The following is a 19696-nucleotide window of genomic DNA, read 5'->3' on the forward strand; positions in this document are numbered from 1 at the left end:
CCGCTCATGAGCCAGTATCAACGGTTATTGCTGATCATCAACCCGGCCCTGCGTCACTCCCAGGTCATCAACCATGCCGCAGCCCTGGCCAAGGCCAGCGGAGCGAGCCTGCATGTCTGTGCCTTGATGCCTTCCTGGAAACTCTTGGCGTTGCTCGAAGAAGGCGACCGGAAAAAGGCGCGCGCCGATTACCTGCAAGACCATCGCGACTGGCTCAAGGAACAGGCGAAAAACCTGCGCGACAAGGGGCTGGTGGTGACGACAGAGGTGACCTGGGCCGATGACCTGCAGCAAGACATTCTCGATCACGTCATGGAGATGCAGCCCGACTTGCTGATCAAACAAGTGCAGCACGAACCGGCACTCAAGCGCGCGTTTTTCACCCCGCTGGACTGGCGCTTGCTGCGCCATTGCCCGATACCGGTCTATCTGGTTGGCGAAGGTGGCCATGCCATGCCGCGCAAGGTGGTGGCGGCGGTCGATGCTTCGAGTTCCGAGCCACAGGGCGACGAGCTCAATGAGCGGATCATCAAGCAGGCCTGCGACCTTGCCATGCAGTGCGACGCCGAGCTGCACCTGCTGTATGCCTGCGATATTTCAGCCGCCTATCTGGCCGACATGGGCGGGCTGACACTTGCCGACCTCACTAAAGAGCAGCTCAGGGACATGGAGAAATCGTTCCTCAAGCTGGCCGGTCGGTATGGCGTGTCCTCTGACCGCCGGCATTTCATCCAGGGCCACCCCGTTCCGGTGCTGAGCGAATTCGCCCATCAGCAGCAGGTGGATGTGATCGTGATGGGCCGAGTCCAGTCCCGGGGCCTGGAGAAGCTGCTGGGCAGCACGACCGAACATATCCTCTATCAGGTGCCTTGCAGCGTCTTGGCGATATAGGGAAGGCCGCATCCCCACGTTACGCGGCGAGCGCCGTCATCGCCTGAGGAAGTTCTCCGATGTCCAAGAGTCCTTCATTGCAAACCATCTTGCGCGATCGGGCAGATGCCGGTCGCCGCCTGGTGGAGCCGTTGCTCGAATATGCCCATCGGCCCGATGTCATTGTCCTCGCCTTGCCCCGTGGCGGTGTTCCGGTTGCCTATGAGGTGGCCAGGGCCCTGGACATTCGCCTGGACCTGATGCTGGTCCGCAAGCTGGGCGTACCCACCCGCGAGGAATTCGCCATGGGCGCCATAGCCAGCGGCGGCATTCAGATCCTCAATGAAGACGCCCTGCGTGCCCATCCGGTCGATCAAGCCCGTTTCAATGCCGTGGTCACGCGGGAAACGCAGGAGTTGTTGCGTCGTGAACAGGTTTACCGGGAGGGCCGTCCACCGTTGCAGCTCAAGGATCAGGTGGTGATTCTGATCGACGACGGCCTGGCCACAGGCGCCTCGATGATGGCGGCGGTTCACGCGGTGCGTGCGCAAGCACCGGCGCGCATTGTCGTTGCGGTGCCGGTTGCACCGCTTGAGACAGCGGAGGCGCTGCGCAGCGAAGTGGATGAACTGGTCTGCCCGCTCACCCCCGAGTGGATGATGTCGATCGGCTATTGGTACCTGGATTTTTCCCAGACGTCGGATACCGAGGTCATCGATCTGTTGCAGCGCGCCTGGCAACGGGAATCGGTTCCCGGTCCCTCGGCCCAGGAGCCTCGCGATGTTTGAACCTCGAGTTCGACAGCTGGACCTGGAGGGCATCGAACTATCAGCCGATTTGCGCCTGCCTCCGGGCGCCAGGGCGCTGGTGGTCTTCGCTCATGGCAGTGGCAGCGGCCGTTCAAGCCCGCGCAATCGGTACGTTGCCGAGTCGCTGGCCAGGCGCGGGCTGGGGTCGCTGCTGTTCGACCTGCTCACGGAGACCGAGCAACGCCTGGATAACCGGACCCGGGAGCTGCGTTTCGACATCGCATTGCTTGCCAGGCGCCTGACTGAGGTGCTCGACTGGATCGATCGGGACCTGGAGTTGCAATCGCTGCGGGTCGGCCTGTTCGGCGCAAGTACCGGCGCGGCCGCAGCGCTGCTGGCCGCGGCCGCGCGGCCGGATGTGGTGCACGCCGTGGTCAGCCGGGGAGGGCGCACCGATCTGGCGGGGCCTGCGCTGTCTCGGGTGAAGGCACCGACCCTGCAGATCGTCGGCGCACAGGACCCGGTGGTGTTCGGCCTGAATTGCCAGAGCAGTCGTGCCCTGCAGTGTGAGCAGCGCCTGGAAGTCGTGGCTGGCGCCACGCATCTGTTTGAAGAGCCCGGTGCCCTCGAGGAAGTCGCCAGGCTTGCTGGCGACTGGTTTGAGAAGTATCTGCACGCCCCCCCTCCATAGAAGGGGCTGGCATTCGTTGACCGGCCTCACACACCGAACGGAAAGGTTTCGTCTTCCGGTTCCAGCTCCTGGCTTTTCGGCAGTGGCAGCGCCGTTACCGGTTTCGTTTGCTCGATCCAGATCATGGCGTCGAACTGTTCGGCCAGCACCGCTTCGAAGTAGTGACTGCCACGCTCGCTCTCGGGGCGATAAATCACACCGATGGCTCGCTCCAGCAAGGGTTTGGAAAGGGCTCGACGCAGTTCTTTTCGCTCTGGATCGCGCCAGTCGGTCAATGACGCGGCGACGCCGGCCTTGAGGAACTGATACTCCCAGCTGTCCGGGCGCGACGGCCGGATATCCTTGATCAACAGGTCGCCATCCCAGTCATCGGCCGCAGCCACCTGGCCACGATCAGTGCCCATGCCGATCAGGACGACCTCTCGCCCGAAGGCACTGCGGCACAGTTGACCGATATTGAACTGGCCCTTCCAGCCCATCTCCGTGGCTGCCGCATTGCCGATATGGGAGTTGTGCGCCCAGACCACGGCCTTGGCTTGCGGGCCTCGGTGTTCAAGCAGCGCGCGCAACGTATCGAACATATGTCGGTCGCGCAGGTTCCAGGAGGCCGTCGAACCTCGATAAATCGCGCGGTAGTACTGTTCCGCCGCCAGCACCACCCGGGCGTTTTGCGCCGCATCGAAGAACGCCTCGTCGTCCTTGATAAGCCCGGCCAGTTGCTCGGCCAGCAGGCTGTTGAGCTGTTCGATCACTGACTGCTCACACGGCATCAGGCCACCGCGCTCGACGAAGTGACCGTAGCGCGCCGGATCATCCTGCCAGGGCGTCAAACAGCCATAGCGCTGGCGAGCTTCACGGGCCAGCTGCGGGTCGACCCGGTCCAGATAGCTCAGGACTTCATGAATGGAGTTGCGCAAACTGTAAACATCCAGGCCACGGAATTCGACGCGGCGCTGCGGGGCGTGCTGGTGGTTGAATTGGTGCAGCCAGTGGGCGAATCCCTTCACTTCGGTGTTGCGCCACATCCAGGTCGGGAATCGGCTGAAGATATGGCGCTTCCAGGCCGAGTGTGCCAACCCGCGCACGTAACGGTCGACATGGCCCGCGTCCGGCCAGTCGGCTTCAACGGCAACGATATTGAACCCGTGCTGCTCGATCAGCCTTCGGGTGATCGCTGCCCGGGCTTGATAGAAGTCGCTGGTGCCATGACTGGCCTCGCCGATCATCACCACACGCGCCTCCGCGTAGCGGTCGAACATTTCACCGAAAGCGGGCGAATCCAGCTCCGGCAGGGGCTCGGCGTATTGGCGCAAGAGCGGGGTAATGGCGGCCTGGTCAATGTGCGCAGGCAAGCCGTACAGACTATCGAGCATGTCTTGGGAAGGGGTGTTCATGACGGTCATCCCCATCAGGATGGATTACCCGACGTGCAGCATCACGTCGACTGCCAGGAGCACAGGCGGAGGCGTTTCATTCAACGTCTCAGGCTTGTGCCGCCTCAGCCATCATTCCTACGCCTGCAGACCGTCGCCCGCTTGAGTTTTATCAATAAGGTGCCGCCTGCAGTCATTGCGCCTGGCTGGAAAAAACGACGCGCTCGATGCCCGTTCGCTGACCGAACTCAAACGAGTTCTGCAACTTGTTCCAGCTGCCGCTGGTTGACGCTCGGGACGAACTCGCCTGCATCGACTAGTCCTCTTATCCATGGCGTTGACAACAAAAAGCCCCTTGCCGGTTTCCCGACAAGGGGCAGGCTGGTCCGGACTCAATCGGCTTTGATCGGCACGACTTTCTCGGCCTTCATGGCTTCGGGCTTTTTCGGTAGCGAGATGCTCAGCACGCCTTTGCTGAAACTGGCTTCGATCTTATCGGCGTCGACACCTTTGGGCAGGTTGAACACTCGCTCGAAGGAGCCGTAGTGACGCTCGCTGAGGTGATAGCCTTTTCTTTTCTCTTCCTTGTCCTCTTTCTTTTCTCCCTTGATGATCAGGCAGCCGTTGGACAGCTTGAGCTCGATGTTCTTCTGATCCATGCCCGGCAGTTCGGCGGAGATCTCGAAGCTCTTGTCTTTCTCGGTAATGTCCACGGCGGGCAGGCCATGGCCGATCAGCTCGCGCCGCCAGAGCGGCTCGACATCGAACAGCCCGCGGCTGAAGGGCGACAGGCCAGAGCCGCGGTTGAAATCTTCGAACAGGTGATCGACCTGCTGCCGCAGTTTTTCCAGGGGCCGCCAGAGGTCTGTCGTCAGCGATGGCTGACGGGCCTTGTCTTCGCTGGTCACTGGCATTTTTTTCACGGAACTGCTCATTTTTCACTACTCCTCTTGGGTAAAGGGCAGGTTGCGAACGCTAAGTGTCAATTTCTGCGTAAATGCCCGGTTCGTGTTTGATTTAGGTCAGAAGCCGGAAAGCATTTCGTCGCCCCAGCCGTCCTGCCGGATCGTTTCGCCACCTTCAGATTCCGTTAAGAAACACCACCGATACTCCTCCCGAACTTAACCAGGGAGGCATCCATCCATGCCCGATCACGACTGGCACATCCCTCTGCCTCTGCACTTCGGCCAAGCCGAAGCGCCGCCGATGTGCCTTGCCAGGGCCTTGCCGGGCGAGCCTCAGCGTCCGCTCCTCGAAGCCTTTATCCAGCGCCGTTTCCGCAAGGCCCACGGTGCCGACATCCGTCATTTCATGCCGCAGCTGTTTGGCATGCGCAACAACGCATCGGGTGAACTCTGTGCCGTGGCCGGTGTGCGCCTGGCAAGCCACGAGCAGCTGTTCCTGGAGCGCTATCTGGACGATCCGATCGAGCCGCTGATCAGCGCAGCAGCCGATCGCGCCGTGGACCGGGCGGGCATCGTCGAGGTCGGCAACCTGGCCGCCAGCGATACGGGCAGTGCACGGCTGAGCATCATCGCCATGACCTACCTGCTGGCCATGGGGGACCTGGAATGGGTGGCGTTCACCGGCAACATCGGGCTGGTGAACAGCTTTCATCGCCTGGGCCTGAAACCCGTGACCCTCTGTGCCGCCGACCCACAGCGGCTGGGCGATGAGCGACACAGCTGGGGCAGCTATTACGAGAGCAAGCCTTGGGTGCACGTTGGCAACATTCGCGCCGGTTTCATTCATCTACGCAACATCGGGATGTTCGATCGCCTCGGGTTGCCGTCGTCTTTTGCAGAGGTCAGCCATGTCGCCTGAAAGGGAGCGCTTCAAGCAGGTTCTGCGTGACCATGCCGAGCACAGGCCCAATGCCATTGCCTTGTGGGGCGATCACCTGAAGCTGGACTACGCCACGCTGTACGCACAAGTGATGCAGCGCCAGCAGCGTTTGCGCGACGAAGGCGCCAAGGTGGTTGCCCTGGCCCTGGACAATGGCGTCGAAGCCATGCTCTGGGACCTGGCCGTGCTGTTCGAAGGCCTGACGTGCGTGCTATTGCCGCCGTTCTTCAGCCCGGCCCAGCGCGCCCATTGCCTGGAACAGAGCCAGGCAGGCTGGGTGATTGCCGAACCGGAACTGGACGCCGAGCTGGAAACGGCCGGCTACGAGCAGGCCGCAACCTTCTGGCGTCGCACCTTCAGTGGCCCGGGCCGGATGTTCGAAGGCACCGCCAAACTGACCTTCACCTCGGGCACCACCGGCACTCCCAAAGGCGTGTGCCTGAGCGCCGAGAGCATTCTACGGGTGGCTCGCGAGCTGGATCAGGCCAGCAAACCGGCGGATCCGCAGCACCACCTTGCGCTTCTGCCGCTGGCGATCCTGTTGGAAAACCTCGGCTGTTATGCCGCCTTGTATGCCGGCGTGACCCTGAGCCTGCCCAGCCAGAAAACCCTGGGCATCCAGGGTGCCAGTGGCGTTGATGTGCCGCGCCTGCTCGGTTGCCTGGCCAGCCGTGCACCGCAGAGCCTGATCCTGGTGCCGCAGCTGTTGCAGGTGCTGGTCGGCGCCGCCGAACACAAAGCCTTCAACCCCGGCACGCTGCGTTTTGCCGCGGTGGGCGGGGCACGGGTTTCTGCAGCGCTGCTGCAGCGTGCGCAACGCGTCGGCCTGCCGGTCTATGAAGGTTATGGCCTGTCCGAATGCGCATCGGTGGTCTGCCTTAACCGGCCGGAGGCGAACCGCCCCGGCAGTGTCGGCCAGCCGCTGCCCCATGTGCAGGTCCGCCTGGGCGAAGACGGCGAAGTGCTGATCAAGGGGGCGACCTTGCTCGGCTACCTGGGCGAACCGCCGCACACCGATCAATGGTGGCCCAGCGGCGATCTCGGCGAGTTCGACCCCGATGGCTTTCTTTACCTCAAGGGGCGCAAGAAGCATCAGTTCGTCACCAGTTTCGGGCGCAACGTGAACCCGGAATGGGTCGAGGCCGAATTGACCCAGCGCCGCCATATCGCCCAGGCGTTCGTCTATGGCGAAGCCATGCCGCGCAACCGTGCACTGCTCTGGCCCCATCGCCCGGACTGCACCGACGATGAACTGGCCGCCGCCGTGACCGAGGCCAACGAGGCCTTGCCCGATTACGCCCAGGTCCACCACTGGGCCCGGCTGGATCAACCCTTCACCTTTGCCAATGGCCTGCTGACCGCCAATGGCCGGCCGCGTCGCGACGCCATCGTCGAGCGTTACCGGGCGCAACTGACCGAATCCCTACCTTGCGAGGAATCCGCATCATGAGTTTTTTTGACCGCCTGCAAGAAGCTACCCACCAGGAACGTAACGAGCTGTTCAACCTGCCGATCATTCTCGACGCCCTGCAGGGCCAGGTCAGCCTGGACAGCTACCGGGCCTTCCTGGCGCAGGCCTATTACCACGTGCGCCACACCGTGCCCTTGATGATGGCCTGCGGTGCACGCCTGCCGCTGCGCCTGGAGTGGCTGCGCAAAGCGGTGTGCGAGTACATCGAGGATGAATACGGCCATGAACAATGGGTGCTCGATGACATCGAGGCCTGCGGCGGCGACAGGGACGAGGTGCGCAACGGTCGTCCCTCCTTGCCAATCGAATTGATGGTCAGCTTTCTCTACGACCTGATCGCCCGGGACAATCCGGTGGGGCTGTTCGGCATGGTCAATGTGCTCGAGGGCACCAGCATTGCCCTGGCCACCCATGCCGCTGGCAGCATTCGCCAGCGCCTGGGCTTGCCGGAAACGGCCTTCAGCTACCTCAGCTCCCATGGCTCGCTGGATGTCGAGCACATGCAGACTTACCGCCGGCTGATGAACACCCTCGACGATCCGGCCGACCAGGCTGCGGTCATTCATGCGTCCAAGGTGGTCTACAGGCTTTACACCGACATGTTCCGCGGCTTGCCCCGCGGCGGGGAGGCGCTGCATGCGCCTGTCTGACGCTCGCGTAGTACTCACCGGGGCCAGCGGCGGCATTGGCCTGGCGATCGCCGGCGCCCTGTGCGCCAGTGGCGCCAAGGTCCTGGCGGTGGCGCGCCGGCGCGACCCCCTGGAGCCTTTGCTCGCCCGTTATCCCGGCCAGTTGTGCTGGGTGGCGGCGGACCTGACCTTCCTCGCCGACCGGCGCAAAGTGCTGACTGCCGCGCAGGCCATGGGCGGCATCAACCTGCTGATCAATGCCGCCGGGGTCAATCACTTCGCCATGCTCGAACAGCTCGATGACAGCGACATCAATGCGATGCTGGCGGTGAACATCGGCGCGCCGGTCTGCCTGACCAAGACCTTGCTGCCACTGCTCAAGCAAGCCGAGAGCGCGATGGTGGTGAACGTCGGCTCGACCTACGGTTCCATCGGCTACCCCGGTTATGCCGTTTACTGCGCCACCAAGTTTGCCTTGCGCGGGTTTTCCGAAGCCCTGCGCCGGGAGCTGGCAGACACCCGGGTCGGTGTTCTGTATGTCGCGCCACGGGCCACCCATACCAGCATGAACAGCCCGGCGGCCCAGGCCTTGAATGACGCCCTCAAGTCCAATGTCGACGATCCGCAGACCGTCGCCTCGGCGGTGATCCACGCCATCGCCGGTGACCGCCGTGACCTGTACCTGGGCTGGCCGGAGCGCTTTTTCATGCGCCTCAACAGCCTGCTGCCCAATCTGGTAGACCGCGGCCTGCGCAAGCAGCTGCCGTTGATCCGTCGCCTGAGCCAGAAACCTGATAACGAGCATCTCAAACCATGAAAAAACTCATCATTGGTCTGCTGCTGGGGGCCTTGGGCCAGAGCGTCTGGGCGCTGGAGCCCGCCGACCAGCAACGCCTGAACGGTATCCAGCAACGCTGGGCACAGATTCAATACGAACTCCCGGAAGAGCAGCGCAGCGCCGCGTTCGAACAACTGGCCAGCCAGACCTCCGCGTTCACCCAGGAGCGTCAATCGCTGGCCGAAGCCTGGATCTGGTCCGGCATCGTCACCAGCAGCTGGGCCGGCGCCCAGGGCGGTCTCGGCGCGCTGAGCAAGGCCAAGGCGGCGAAGGGCTACCTGGAAAAAGCCATGACCCTGGACCCCCAGGCCCTGCAAGGCTCGGCCTACACGAGCCTGGCCGCACTGTACGACCGGGTGCCGGGCTGGCCCATCGGCTTCGGTGACGCGGAAAAAGCCGAACAGTTACTCAAGCAGGCCTTGCAGGTGAACCCGAACGGCATCGACAGTCTGTACTTCTGGGGCGATCATCTCTACCGTCAAAAACGCTACGACGAAGCCCGGGACGCGCTGCAAAAGGCCCTGCGGGCAGCCCCGAGACCCGGCCGGGAAACCGCCGACGCCGGGCGCCGCAAGGAAATCGAGGCACTGCTGGTGGACGTGAACAAGAAACTCAACTGACAGGAGTCCGTGTGCGCTTACTACTGATTGAGGATGACGTGGCCCTCGGCGAGGGGATCCAGCATGCCCTGGAACGCGAGGGCTACACCGTCGACTGGCTGCAGGATGGGAGCAGCGCCTTGCATTCGCTGCTCAGCGAAACCTTTGACCTGGCCGTGCTCGACCTCGGCCTGCCGCGCATGGACGGCCTGGATGTGCTGCGGCGCTTGCGTGACAGTGGCTGCAACCTCCCGGTGCTGATCCTCACCGCCCGGGATGCCACGGAAGACCGTATCGCCGGGCTCGACGCCGGGGCCGACGATTACCTGATCAAGCCCTTCGACCTGGCTGAACTCAAGGCGCGCCTGCGCGCCTTGCTGCGGCGCAGCGCCGGCCGTGCCCAGATGCTGATCGAGCATGCAGGCATCAGCCTGAACCCCGGGACCCAGCAAGTCAGCTATCTGGGCGAGCCGGTGGCCCTGACCCCCAAGGAATACCAACTGCTCCACGAACTGTTGTCGCCGCCTGGCCGCGTGATCACCCGCGACCACCTGATGCAGTTGCTCTACGGCTGGAGCGAGGAGGCGGAAAGCAACACCCTGGAAGTGCATATCCACCACCTGCGCAAGAAGTTCTCCAGCCATCTGATCCGGACCGTCCGGGGCGTCGGTTACCTGGTGGAAGGGCGCCCATGACCTCCATCAGGCGTCGTACCCTGAGGTTGATCCTCGGGCTGTTGTTCCTTGGCCTGCTGATCATGACCGTGCTCAATCTGCACGACAGCAATCATGAAATAGACGAGGTCTACGACGCCCAGCTGGCGCAGAACGCTCGCCTGCTGCAAGGGATCATGCGCATGCCGATGGCCAGCAAGGAGCACGCCGAGCTGTATCAGGCGTTCAACCAGGCGCTGGGCCAGGCAGCCCCCAAAGTCGATGGCCACCCCTATGAAAGCAAGATCGCGTTCCAGGTCTGGAACGCCCAGGGCGAGCTGTTGGTCCACACCTTGAGCGCGCCGGCCTTTGCCGCGGCGTCGGCCGCGCCCGGCTTCAGTGACGTGACCGATCCAAGTAGCCATAAATGGCGGGCATTCACCCTGGATGACACGCAATACGGCCTGAAGATATGGGTCGGTGAGCGGGACGATGTGCGTGCCGACCTGGTGGATCGGATTGTTCGTCACACCGTTGTCCCTAATCTGCTTGGCGCCCTGATGCTCGCCGCGGTGATCTGGCTGGCAATCGGCTGGGGCTTGAAACCGCTGGAGGATATGGCGGCGACGCTGCGCGCGAGGCATCCCGGCTCTCTCGAACCGTTGCAGTTGATGCCACTGCCCACCGAGCTTGAGCCCATGCAGGCGGCCCTCAACCGGGTGCTGGCACAGATCCAGGAAGTCATGGGCCGTGAACGGCGTTTTATCGCTGACGCCGCCCATGAAATGCGCACGCCATTGGCGGTGCTCAGGGTGCATGCGCAGAACCTGATGGAGGAGGGGAGCGAGGAGGATCGCCGTGAATCGCTCGAGCATTTGATTGCCGGCGTGGACCGCACCACCCGGCTGGTCAATCAGTTGCTGACGATGGCTCGTATCGAGCCGCAAACGGACACTCCGGCGGCCCCCAGCATCGATCTGGCGGCGACGGTTCGCGACAGCCTGGTCCAGCTGACGCCCTGGTTGTTGGACCAGGGGCTCGAACTGGCTTTCGATGTCGACGAAGACATCGGCCGGGTCAGGGTCAATGCGGCCGCCATCGATATCGCCCTGAACAACCTGGTGACCAACGCGGCAAACTTTTCGCCACCCCACGGGCTGATCAGGGTGCGACTGGCGAAGCAACAGGATCACTACGAACTGTCCGTCGAAGACCAGGGGCCGGGAATCGATGAGGCTGAACGCGAGCGGCTCTTCGAACGTTTCTATAGCCGCGGAAACGCTCAGGGAGCAGGGTTGGGGCTGACTATCGTGCAGGCCATCGCAGCGCGCCTGGGCGGGCAGATCAGGCTGGAGAATAGCCACGCTGGCGGGCTGCGGGCGACGTTGGAGATTCGTCGCTTTTAATGCAGCCAGGGCCCACGACGCCAACCGAAGCTCGATGAGCTTCGTTGCATTGCGCAGGTACGACGAATCCGTCATGCAGGGCGGTCGGGATACTTCCTGTTGCCATCGGGTAGGCCCGTATGTTCCTGGTCATTGCCAGCGTCGCCGGGGTGATGGCCACAGCCACTGCCATGTTCAGCCCTGTCAGCGTGTCCATGTCTGCCATGCCCATGCCCACGATGCATGAAGACATGCATCAGGGGGCAGGCCAGGAGCAGCAGGAATGGCAGATACGGCACGACATGGGCCCTGTGCTCGGTGAACAGGAAATAACCGATGATGGCAAGGAAGCCTAAAAAGTACCCGTTGATACCTCTTGCGCGATGCTGGGGCACGTTATGTTGATTCATGACAGCACTCCTGAGGGAGCTGGAGGGATGGTTCTGACGCAAGACCTGTGGTTTTGCTGTGTCGCGTCGGCCATTTGGAGTGTTGAGCCGGATCGGATGTCAAGGCAGCTTCTTCCTTTTCAGTTGCCGATGCGCCTCGGCCATATCCTTGTCAAACTGGCGGACGCCGCGAAAAAGTTGCACCCCGACCAAGACCGGGCACAGCAGGAATAACCCCGCCAGGACAAACGATTGGCCCGTCAGCCCCAACAGGTAAACCACTGTTGCAATACCCACACCACTCACCAGGAGGCAGATTGCAAGAACTTCGCGCTTCATGATCCGGGCTCCTGGCTCAAGCCAATACGGGCACGTTTGAGCAGCGCGGAGTTGGCAATCACCGACAACGAGCTGAGTGCCATGGCGGCGGCAGCGATGATGGGATTGAGCAGGCCAAAGGCTGCGATGGGAATGCCGACGCTGTTGTAGATGAACGCCCAGAACAGGTTCTGTTTAATCTTGACCATGGTCGCGCGCGACAGCTTGATCGCCGTGACCACGTCACGCACATCGTTCTTGAGCAAGATGATGCCGCCGGTTTCCTTGGCGACATCCGAACCCGAGCCGATGGCGATGCCGATGTCGGCGGTGGCCAGGGCCGGCGCATCGTTGACACCATCGCCAACCATGGCCACGACCTGCCCATCGCTTTGCAATTGACGGATCACGGCGGCCTTGTCATCCGGCAAGACCTCGGCGATCACCCGCTCGATGCCGACCTGGCGCGCGACCGCTTCGGCGGTACGGTGGTTATCGCCACTCAGTAGCACGACCTTGATGCCGCTTGCCTGCAATGCCGCAACGGCTTCAGCCGCTTCGGGCTTGATGGTATCGGCCACGGCAATCACCCCGAGCAGGCGTTCATCGGCACCGACCAGCATGGAGGTCTTGCCATCGGCTTCCAGGCGGATGAGGTGCTCTTCGGCCGCTTCGGTCGAAATGCCTTGGCGGGCGCACAATCGCCGGTTGCCCAGCCAGATGTGTTGATTGTCGACACGGCCTTCGATGCCGTGGCCGGCGATCCCCTGGATGCCGGTGGCTTGCGGCAAGCGGATGCCACGATGCCGGGCGGCGCGCACTATCGCTGCGCCGAGTGGATGTTCCGAACCGGACTCCACGGCGGCGGCGAGCATCAAGACCTCGTTTTCCTGTGCGGTCCCCAGCGTGATGACTTCGGTTACATTCGGTTCGCCTCGGGTAATGGTGCCGGTTTTGTCGAACACCACCGTCCGCAGCTTTTCTGCCCGCTCCAAGACTTCGCCGCCGCGGATAAGGATGCCGTTATCGGCCCCCTTGCCCACACCGACCATTAATGCGGCCGGCGTCGCCACGCCCAGCGCGCAGGGGCAGGAAATGATCAGAACCGCGATAAAGGCCAATAATCCCTGGGCAAAGTTTCCCGCAAGGGACCAGCCGATCAGGGCCAGCATCGCGACTGCCAGCACTGCGGGCACGAAGTAGGCGGTGACCTGATCGGCCAGCCGCTGGATCTGTGCCGTGCTGGCCTGCGCCTCCTCGACCATCTTGATAATCTGCGCCAGCGCGGTGTCGGCACCGATCCTGCTCGCCTTGAAACGCAATACCCCGCTGCCATTGAGCGTGCCTCCGATCAGCGGACTGCCCGGGTGCTTGTCGACGGGCATCGACTCGCCGGTCAGCATGGACTCATCCACCGTGGACTGGCCTTCACTCACGTCGCCATCGGTAGGGATTTTTTCGCCTGGCTTGACTATCAGCAACTCGCCGGCCATGACGCTCTCGGCAGGCAGGTCGACTTCTTGCCCGTCACGCATCACATGGGCGATCGCCGGTTTGAGATCGAGCAAGCGCCGTACCGCGGCAGAGGACTTCTTCTTGATGATCTCCTCCATGTACCTGCCCAGCAGCACGAAGGCGATGATGACCGCCGACACCTCGAAATAGACGTCGCGCTCGGCCACCTTGACTGGCAGGACGTCCGGGAAGAACAACACCACGACGCTGTAGAAATAGGCGACTGAGGTGCCGAGGGCGATCAGAAAATCCATGTTGATGTTACGGGTGCGAACGGCGTTCCACGCCCCCTTGTAGAAACTCCAGCCACCGATGAACTGCACCGGTGTGACCAGCAGGAATAGCCAGATGCCCCATGTGAACCAGGGGAGCGCCGGGATCGGCACCCACGTCAGCAGCGTGGCGCCCGCCGCCAGTGCAATGAAGGCGCCTGCACGCAGCAGCGCCAAGGCCAGAACCCCGGTCAGGGCGATAGTGACCCGGGTTTTCATCGCCTTCAGTTCACGTTCTGGCGACTCGAAGGTGCGCAGGCAGGTATCGCTGCAAAAGTAATAGCGGCGCCCGCCACGTTCTCGTGACAAGGCTGTGGTCTTGTCCACCATCATTCCGCAGATCGGATCCTTCGCCATGGTTTCTGACGCGAGCGCCTGCCGATGGTGGCTGTGCTGCATGTGTGACGGGTTCATCGCGGCCTCCTGCTCGAAGCGGTTATCAGGGCCGGCCATGGAGCTTGTTGGACAGCCACGCGAACACGGTGCCGACGATTGCGCCCCACGCACTCAAGACCAGCAGCGGCCCGACGAACGTCGTCACGCTGTAGTCCCGTGGCGCCTGGAGGCGAGCAAAGTCGAGGCCATGGAACAAGGCACTGAGAAAAGCGACACCCTGCGCCGGCCACAGCGCATAGAGCAGCGCACAAAGGGTGTAGGAAATGGCCATGGTCAGGGCCAGAGAAATGCCGGTTTTCCAGGGAGCGTTCATGACTGTTCTCCTGGGCCCGGAGGGGCACCAGTAGGGGGGCTGTGAGGGGTTGTCCAGGGCAGGAATGCCGGCGTCTGTTGCGAGTAAGTGCGGTAGGTATCGCCGAAATGCGCAAGCATCTCCTGTTCTTCCCGCTTCGCCAGCCTGGCGTAGACCACCAGGAGGATTGGAAACATCACCAGGGTGATCAAGGTAGGCCACTGCAACAGAAAGCCGAACATGATCAGCACGAAGCCGACGTACTGCGGGTGACGGATCCGCGCATAGGGCCCGTCGAGGGCCAGTTGCCCGGTACTTTGGGCCGTGTAGAGCACGCGCCAGGCGGCCGCCAATAACCAGAAGCCGCCGGCGATCAGCAAGTTGCTGAGAATGTGGAATGGCCCCCAGTGCGGATTGACCTTCCAGCCCATGACCATTTCCAGCAAATGCCCGGCATCGTGCGAAAGGAAGTCGATGCCAGGGAAGTTGCGCGTGAGCCAGGGCATCAGCAGGTAGATCGTCAGCGGAAACCCGTACATTTCGCTAAACAGCGCCACCAGGAACGCCGAGAACATGCCAAAGGAGCGCCAATCGCGGTTCGTCCTGGGCCGGGTGAAGCTGAAGGCGAACAAGATGAACACTAATGAATTGATAATGACCAGCGACCAGAGGCCGTAGGCCGGTTCAGCATGATTCATGGTTGGCGCTCCTCACTTGCCAGGTGTGTTTGCCGTTCATGCCTTTACTGATGATCGCCGTGGCGTGGGGCATGAACAGCTGCACAAGTGGGCAGTCAGTGTCGGCTCGGCCAGTGACTTCGCCTTGCCGGATTCTTGGCGACACACATCAGGTTCATTTCTTCATTGGCATATCCATCATCGACGACTGTTGCTCCATCATCTGCATCATCATGTCCATCATGCCTTTGCCTGCGCCGTCCTTGGCTCCGGACATCCCCATGCACCCCATGGAGCTCTGCTCCTTGCTCATCATGGCCATGCCGTTCTTCAGCGCTTTCATGCCTTCCTGCAGGGCGGCCTGGCGCTCGGCAGGCGTTTTAGCCGCCGCGGCCTTGTCATGGGCAGCCTGCATTTTCTCCATCTGCTCGGTCATGGCGTCAGTCATGGCCGTTGGCGCCGGTGCCGTGCTCTGGATTGCTCCGCCTGGAGCATCGGCCGGGTGATGCGCGTCCTCGGCAGAGGCCATGAGTGCTCCGCCAGCCAAGACGGCAGCCAGGACGAATGTTGAATGTTTATGCATGATGAACTCCTGAGTTCGTGGGGGAATAAGCAGGAATGACAGAGGCACGAAAAGCGGCGCAGCAGAACGGAGCGACCCGTGCTCTGCCAGTTTGAAAACAGGGGGGCTAATCGTTGAAGCGGACGAAAGCCAGGCGGGCCGGTTCTTTCGGCGGGGCAGGGCGCTTCAGTGCAAGGGCGGCAAAGGAGAAATCCTTCACGGGATCGAGCACCAGTATGACTGCCGCAGTTAACAGCAAGAGGGCGGCCCACTGGAGGGCGTCCAATGCTGGATGCTGCAATGCAGGTTTTATCGCCGTGACAGTGTCCTCACAGCTTTGCAGGCAACCACTGGCGTGGAGGGCATGATCATCCGCCACCTGCTGCTCGGCATAATGTGGCGCGGCTATCTCGTGATTCGGTTGCACCAGGCAACCCTGGATGGCCATCACGCCCATGGCTAACACCCACACCACGAGGGTGAGGTGCAACAGGCGTTGGCGATGACGGCGGAACCAGGACATGAAGTACAACCTCGACTGATGGTGTCGTATTGATTTCAGTCTAGCCAGCAAGGCAATGGAGAGTTTGATCAAAATCAAACTTCAGTAACAGGGTGTGCGCGATCGACCGAAGAATACCCGCGGTTTCTGAAGCGCGAGATTGCAGCGATCTGTGTTGAAGGCCAGTGCAGGCATATTCAGTTGGCATCGAAGCGCTTCGCCCATTGCTGCTCGCGGGCATGATTCACCAGCAGGTCTACGAAGACACGCGTCTTGGCCGGCAGCAGCTTCTGGCCAGCGAAGTACAGTGAGATAGGCCCCGCGTCGACATGCCAGCCCGGCAGTATCCGTTCAAGGGCGCCACTTTCCAGCGGGCCAAGCACATCGGGAATCGCCAGCAGCGCGACCCCCAATCCCATGAGAGCGCTCTGGCAAAGTGCTTGAGGGTCGTTGACCAACAACCGTGGGCGCAATTCCAGTGCCTCCCGCTGCTCCTTGGGACCTTGAAGTGTCCAACTGCGGACCTTGCCGCTTTGTAGCGAGCGCATGGCCAGATGCTCGAGGTCATTCAACTGCTCAGGACGACGTACAAGAGGGTGCCTGGACAGGTAGTCCGGCGCGGCTACGAGAACCAGATGCGCCGGCGCCAGATCCCTGGCGACCACTCCGGGCGAAAGTTCGATCCCACCTCCGATGGCAACGTCAAATCCATCGGCGATAAGTTCCACCTGGCGATTGTCGAAGTGCCACTCAGGAACCACGGCCGGATATCGCTTCATGAACTGCGGCATCAACGGCAGCAGGTAGTCACGGCCAAAAGCGGGTGCCGCGGAAATACGCAGCACTCCAGCCGGTTCTCCGGCGTGACGGGTCACATCGGCAATCGCAGCCTGGACAGTCTCCAGCCCACCCTCGAGATTGCCGAGAAAGCGCTCCCCAGCCTCGGTCAGGGCCAGTCGGCGCGTACTGCGTTGAAACAGCCGTACCCCCAGGTTGGCCTCCAGTTGGGCGACATTCCTGCTCACTGCAGCGGGCGTGATACCCAGGCGCCGTGCGGCGGCAGAGAAACTGCCTGCCTCTGCGCTGCGAACAAAGGATTGCAGATTGGCCAGGGTCTCCATGATCGATACCTTCAATTAAACGTTGAAAGTGATTCTAGCCACTCCCTACTACTTGATGAAAAAAGAAAAGCGTTTCATAGCCTCACCAACCACCACCTGAGGCTCACGCCATGAACCCTGCAATTCTTCCTCTCTCTGGCAAGATCGCCATCGTCACCGGCGGCTCACGCAGCATTGGGGCGGCCATTGCCAAACGCCTGGCCGCAGACGGCGCCTCTGTCGCCATCACTTACAACGCCTCGCCAGACCGTGCCGCGGCCCTGGTCGAGGAGATCGCCTCCGCCGGCGGTCGAGCTGTCGCGTTGGCTGCCGACGCTGGAAACCCCGAGGCTGTACGCGCAGCCGTGCAGCAAGTCGCCACGTTATTCGGCAAGGTCGATATCCTGGTCAACAACGCCGGTATCAGTGTCCTGGGGGCTCCTGAAGACATTGCTTTCGAAGACTTCCAGCGCGTCCTTGCGGTGAATGTCACCGGTGTCTTTGTGGCCACCCAGGAGGCGCTCAAGCATATGGGGCAGGGTGGGCGGATCATTCATATCGGCAGCTCGATGGTGCAATACGCCGCTTTCGCCACAGCCTGCGCCTACACCCTGACCAAGGGGGCCGTGGCGGGCTTCAGCCGAGGCCTGGTGCGAGACCTGGGACCACGCGGTATTACCGTGAATACCGTTCACCCCGGGCCGACCGATAGCGACATGAACCCCGCCGATGGTCCGGTGGCCGACTTCGTCCGTCCCAATATCGCCGTGGGACGTTACGGAGAAGGCCAGGACATCGCCAGCGCAGTGGCCTATCTGGCCAGCCCCGAGGCCAGTTTCGTCACGGGTGCCGAGTTGCTGATCGATGGCGGCTTTACCGCCTGAGGAGCCCGTCATGAGCATAAGCATCATTGGTGCCGGGGCTATTGGCAGTGCCATCGCCAGGTTACTGACGCAGGCCGGCCTGGAAGTCAGCATCGCCAATAGCCGTGGCCCCGAAAGCCTTGCGTCGTTGATCGCCGATCTGGGGCCCAAGGCTCGAGCCGTTACGACTGCACAAGCTGCCTTGGCAGACCTGGTCTTCCTGGCGGTGAACTGGTCGAAGATCCCATCGGCACTTGTTGGCCTGGGGCCATGGGAAGGACGGGTTGTGGTGGATACCAACAATCCGATTGAGGCGCCGCTGTTCACCCCCTTTGACCTGGGAGGCAAACCTTCGACCCAGGTCGTGGCGCACAGGCTGCCCGGGGCGCGTGTGGTCAAGGCATTCAACCATCTACCGCCGCATCTGCTGGCCACCCCGAACGCCGAAGGGGGCAAGCGCGTGTTGTTCATCTCTGGCGAGCATGCGGACGCCAAGCAACAGGTCATCGAGCTGATCAGGCAATTGGGGTTCCATGGCGTCGACTTGGGTGACTTGCAGCAAGGGCAACTGGCGCAGTTTCCCGGAGGGCCTTTGCCGGCGCTCAACCTGGTCAAACATGGCTAACGAGTAGGTTCAAGGAATCCCTGGGATCAGGCCACGGGCGCCTCTTGCTCGCGGGCCTGCTTGGCGCTTGAAATGTCGACGGCGCGGGGCAGGGCGACGCCGTTCTTGGCGGCGAGGATCTCGGCCATGACGCTCACGGCGATCTCGGCGGGTGTCTTGCTGCCGATGTAGATCCCGATCGGGCCGTGCAGGCGCTGGAGCGAGGCTTGGCTCTCGCCGAAGTGTTCGATCAGGCGCTCGCGGCGCAGCTGGCTGTTGCGCCGCGAACCGATCGCGCCGATGTAGAAGGCCGGGCTGTGCAAGGCTTCGAGCAGGGCCAGGTCGTCGAGCTTGGGGTCATGGCTGACGGCGACGATGCAACTGCGCAGGTCCGGGGCGAAGGCCCGGACCACATCGTCCGGCATGCCGAGCAACTGCTCCACGCCCGCCACGTTCCAGCCGTCGATGTATTCGGGGCGGGGGTCGCAGACCGCGACCCGGAAGCCGTTGAACAACGCCATGGTCGCCAGGTATTCGGCCAGCGCGCCGGCCCCGATCAGCAGCAGGCGGTAGCCGGGACCCAGGGTGTTGACCATCTGCTGGCCATCGAAGAAGAACTGTTCCGGCGCCGTGCTGGTGGCCAGGGCCACCTGGCCGGTGCCCAGGTCCAGGCTGCGGCGCACCAGCTTGCCGGCGTTGAGCTGCGCCAGCAGTTGTCCGAGGGCGGGCCTCGATGGGGTGAATTCGAGGATCAGTTCCAGGGTGCCGCCACAGGGCAGGCCAAAACGGTGGGCCTCGTCGGCGCTGATGCCGTAGCGCACCACCTGCGGCGGACCGTCCGGCAGGGCGTTGCCACTGTAGGCGCTGGTGTAGCGGTGGATCAGGTCGTCCTCGATACAGCCTCCCGAGACGCTGCCGACCACCCGACCATCGCCGCGCAGGGCCATCATCGAACCCACGGGGCGGGGCGAGGAGCCCCAGGTGCGGGCCACGGTGGCGAGCAGGACGCGATGGCCGGCCTGGAGCCAGTCATGGGCGGTACTCAGGACCAGTAGATCGATGCTTTCCATGGGGGCCTCTGTTGTTCATGCAAGGGGCTGCTG

The 19696-nt window shown here is 62.5% G+C and carries 23 protein-coding genes; 12 read left to right on the forward strand and 11 right to left on the reverse strand.

Features of this window, described 5'->3' with window-relative positions; all coding sequences use genetic code 11:
• Nucleotides 1-6: 6 nt before the first annotated feature.
• From PVZ80_RS32830 to PVZ80_RS32840, 3 genes are read left to right on the forward strand one after another with little or no spacing between them, the layout of a single operon-like run.
• Nucleotides 7-891: a universal stress protein gene (locus PVZ80_RS32830; RefSeq protein ID WP_016702976.1), complete on the forward strand. Its 885-nt coding sequence runs from the start codon at nt 7-9 to the stop codon at nt 889-891.
• A 59-nt stretch (nt 892-950) separates the two neighbouring features.
• A complete protein-coding gene (locus tag PVZ80_RS32835) occupies nt 951-1658 on the forward strand; it encodes a phosphoribosyltransferase (protein ID WP_028683967.1) in 708 nt (235 codons plus the stop codon).
• Complete coding sequence (locus PVZ80_RS32840; protein WP_028683968.1) at nt 1651-2310, forward strand: dienelactone hydrolase family protein; 660 nt, start codon at nt 1651-1653, stop codon at nt 2308-2310. Before PVZ80_RS32835 ends, PVZ80_RS32840 begins: the two co-directional genes overlap by 8 nt.
• A gap of 26 nt (nt 2311-2336) precedes the next feature.
• On the opposite strand, the gene PVZ80_RS32845 is transcribed toward PVZ80_RS32840, so the two are convergent.
• Nucleotides 2337-3704, reverse strand: a complete 1368-nt coding sequence (locus PVZ80_RS32845; protein WP_273865084.1) for an erythromycin esterase family protein — start codon at nt 3702-3704, stop codon at nt 2337-2339.
• A gap of 371 nt (nt 3705-4075) precedes the next feature.
• Nucleotides 4076-4618 (reverse strand): Hsp20/alpha crystallin family protein, encoded by a 543-nt coding sequence (locus PVZ80_RS32850; RefSeq protein ID WP_016702980.1) that lies wholly within the window; start codon nt 4616-4618, stop codon nt 4076-4078.
• A gap of 208 nt (nt 4619-4826) precedes the next feature.
• Here PVZ80_RS32850 and PVZ80_RS32855 point away from each other — a divergent pair, with 208 nt between their 5' ends.
• From PVZ80_RS32855 to PVZ80_RS32885, 7 genes are read left to right on the forward strand one after another with little or no spacing between them, the layout of a single operon-like run.
• Nucleotides 4827-5507, forward strand: a complete 681-nt coding sequence (locus PVZ80_RS32855) for a thermostable hemolysin (protein ID WP_009049013.1) — start codon at nt 4827-4829, stop codon at nt 5505-5507.
• A complete protein-coding gene (locus tag PVZ80_RS32860; protein WP_009049014.1) occupies nt 5497-6978 on the forward strand; it encodes an AMP-binding protein in 1482 nt (493 codons plus the stop codon). Before PVZ80_RS32855 ends, PVZ80_RS32860 begins: the two co-directional genes overlap by 11 nt.
• Nucleotides 6975-7649, forward strand: coding sequence for a TenA family transcriptional regulator (locus PVZ80_RS32865; protein WP_016702982.1), 675 nt, complete (start codon nt 6975-6977; stop codon nt 7647-7649). The genes PVZ80_RS32860 and PVZ80_RS32865 overlap by 4 nt, the downstream gene beginning before the upstream one ends.
• A complete protein-coding gene (locus tag PVZ80_RS32870; RefSeq protein ID WP_009049016.1) occupies nt 7636-8445 on the forward strand; it encodes an SDR family oxidoreductase in 810 nt (269 codons plus the stop codon). Before PVZ80_RS32865 ends, PVZ80_RS32870 begins: the two co-directional genes overlap by 14 nt.
• Nucleotides 8442-9086: a tetratricopeptide repeat protein gene (locus PVZ80_RS32875; protein WP_198918883.1), complete on the forward strand. Its 645-nt coding sequence runs from the start codon at nt 8442-8444 to the stop codon at nt 9084-9086. The genes PVZ80_RS32870 and PVZ80_RS32875 overlap by 4 nt, the downstream gene beginning before the upstream one ends.
• Nucleotides 9087-9097: 11 nt before the next feature.
• Nucleotides 9098-9760 (forward strand): response regulator, encoded by a 663-nt coding sequence (locus tag PVZ80_RS32880; protein WP_009049018.1) that lies wholly within the window; start codon nt 9098-9100, stop codon nt 9758-9760.
• On the forward strand, nt 9757-11124 hold the full coding sequence (locus tag PVZ80_RS32885) for a sensor histidine kinase (RefSeq protein ID WP_009049019.1): 1368 nt from the start codon (nt 9757-9759) through the stop codon (nt 11122-11124). The genes PVZ80_RS32880 and PVZ80_RS32885 overlap by 4 nt, the downstream gene beginning before the upstream one ends.
• Nucleotides 11125-11195: 71 nt before the next feature.
• Here the strand turns inward: PVZ80_RS32885 and PVZ80_RS33885 are convergent, their stop codons facing one another.
• The 8 genes from PVZ80_RS33885 to PVZ80_RS32925 all read right to left on the reverse strand — a co-directional run bounded on the left by PVZ80_RS33885 (nt 11196) and on the right by PVZ80_RS32925 (nt 17147).
• Complete coding sequence (locus tag PVZ80_RS33885) at nt 11196-11513, reverse strand: DUF2933 domain-containing protein (protein WP_081001243.1); 318 nt, start codon at nt 11511-11513, stop codon at nt 11196-11198.
• Nucleotides 11514-11612: 99 nt separating this feature from the next.
• Nucleotides 11613-11831 carry a hypothetical protein gene (locus tag PVZ80_RS32895; RefSeq protein WP_198918886.1) on the reverse strand — a complete coding sequence of 73 codons (219 nt, stop codon included), beginning with the start codon at nt 11829-11831 and terminating at the stop codon, nt 11613-11615.
• On the reverse strand, nt 11828-14011 hold the full coding sequence (locus PVZ80_RS32900; protein WP_009049020.1) for a heavy metal translocating P-type ATPase: 2184 nt from the start codon (nt 14009-14011) through the stop codon (nt 11828-11830). The genes PVZ80_RS32895 and PVZ80_RS32900 overlap by 4 nt, the downstream gene beginning before the upstream one ends.
• A gap of 25 nt (nt 14012-14036) precedes the next feature.
• Nucleotides 14037-14306, reverse strand: coding sequence for a DUF5676 family membrane protein (locus tag PVZ80_RS32905; protein WP_009049021.1), 270 nt, complete (start codon nt 14304-14306; stop codon nt 14037-14039).
• Nucleotides 14303-14983 carry a methyltransferase family protein gene (locus PVZ80_RS32910; RefSeq protein ID WP_009049022.1) on the reverse strand — a complete coding sequence of 227 codons (681 nt, stop codon included), beginning with the start codon at nt 14981-14983 and terminating at the stop codon, nt 14303-14305. Before PVZ80_RS32910 ends, PVZ80_RS32905 begins: the two co-directional genes overlap by 4 nt.
• A 154-nt stretch (nt 14984-15137) precedes the next feature.
• A complete protein-coding gene (locus PVZ80_RS32915) occupies nt 15138-15545 on the reverse strand; it encodes a hypothetical protein (protein WP_038632405.1) in 408 nt (135 codons plus the stop codon).
• A gap of 106 nt (nt 15546-15651) precedes the next feature.
• A complete protein-coding gene (locus tag PVZ80_RS32920; RefSeq protein ID WP_028683978.1) occupies nt 15652-16047 on the reverse strand; it encodes a hypothetical protein in 396 nt (131 codons plus the stop codon).
• A 176-nt stretch (nt 16048-16223) separates the two neighbouring features.
• On the reverse strand, nt 16224-17147 hold the full coding sequence (locus tag PVZ80_RS32925) for a LysR family transcriptional regulator (RefSeq protein WP_198918888.1): 924 nt from the start codon (nt 17145-17147) through the stop codon (nt 16224-16226).
• Nucleotides 17148-17257: 110 nt separating this feature from the next.
• Between PVZ80_RS32925 and PVZ80_RS32930 the strand changes: the two genes are divergently transcribed.
• Both PVZ80_RS32930 and PVZ80_RS32935 read left to right on the forward strand, forming a co-directional pair.
• Nucleotides 17258-18010, forward strand: coding sequence for a 3-oxoacyl-ACP reductase family protein (locus PVZ80_RS32930; protein WP_016702994.1), 753 nt, complete (start codon nt 17258-17260; stop codon nt 18008-18010).
• 10 nt (nt 18011-18020) lie between these two features.
• Complete coding sequence (locus tag PVZ80_RS32935; RefSeq protein WP_016702995.1) at nt 18021-18614, forward strand: NADPH-dependent F420 reductase; 594 nt, start codon at nt 18021-18023, stop codon at nt 18612-18614.
• A 26-nt stretch (nt 18615-18640) separates the two neighbouring features.
• On the opposite strand, the gene PVZ80_RS32940 is transcribed toward PVZ80_RS32935, so the two are convergent.
• Complete coding sequence (locus PVZ80_RS32940; RefSeq protein ID WP_198918889.1) at nt 18641-19663, reverse strand: XdhC family protein; 1023 nt, start codon at nt 19661-19663, stop codon at nt 18641-18643.
• Nucleotides 19664-19696: the final 33 nt, after the last annotated feature.

Origin of the sequence: Pseudomonas sp. B3G-3, from assembly GCF_028640915.1 — a bacterium.
GTDB lineage: Bacteria > Pseudomonadota > Gammaproteobacteria > Pseudomonadales > Pseudomonadaceae > Aquipseudomonas > Aquipseudomonas chlororaphis_I.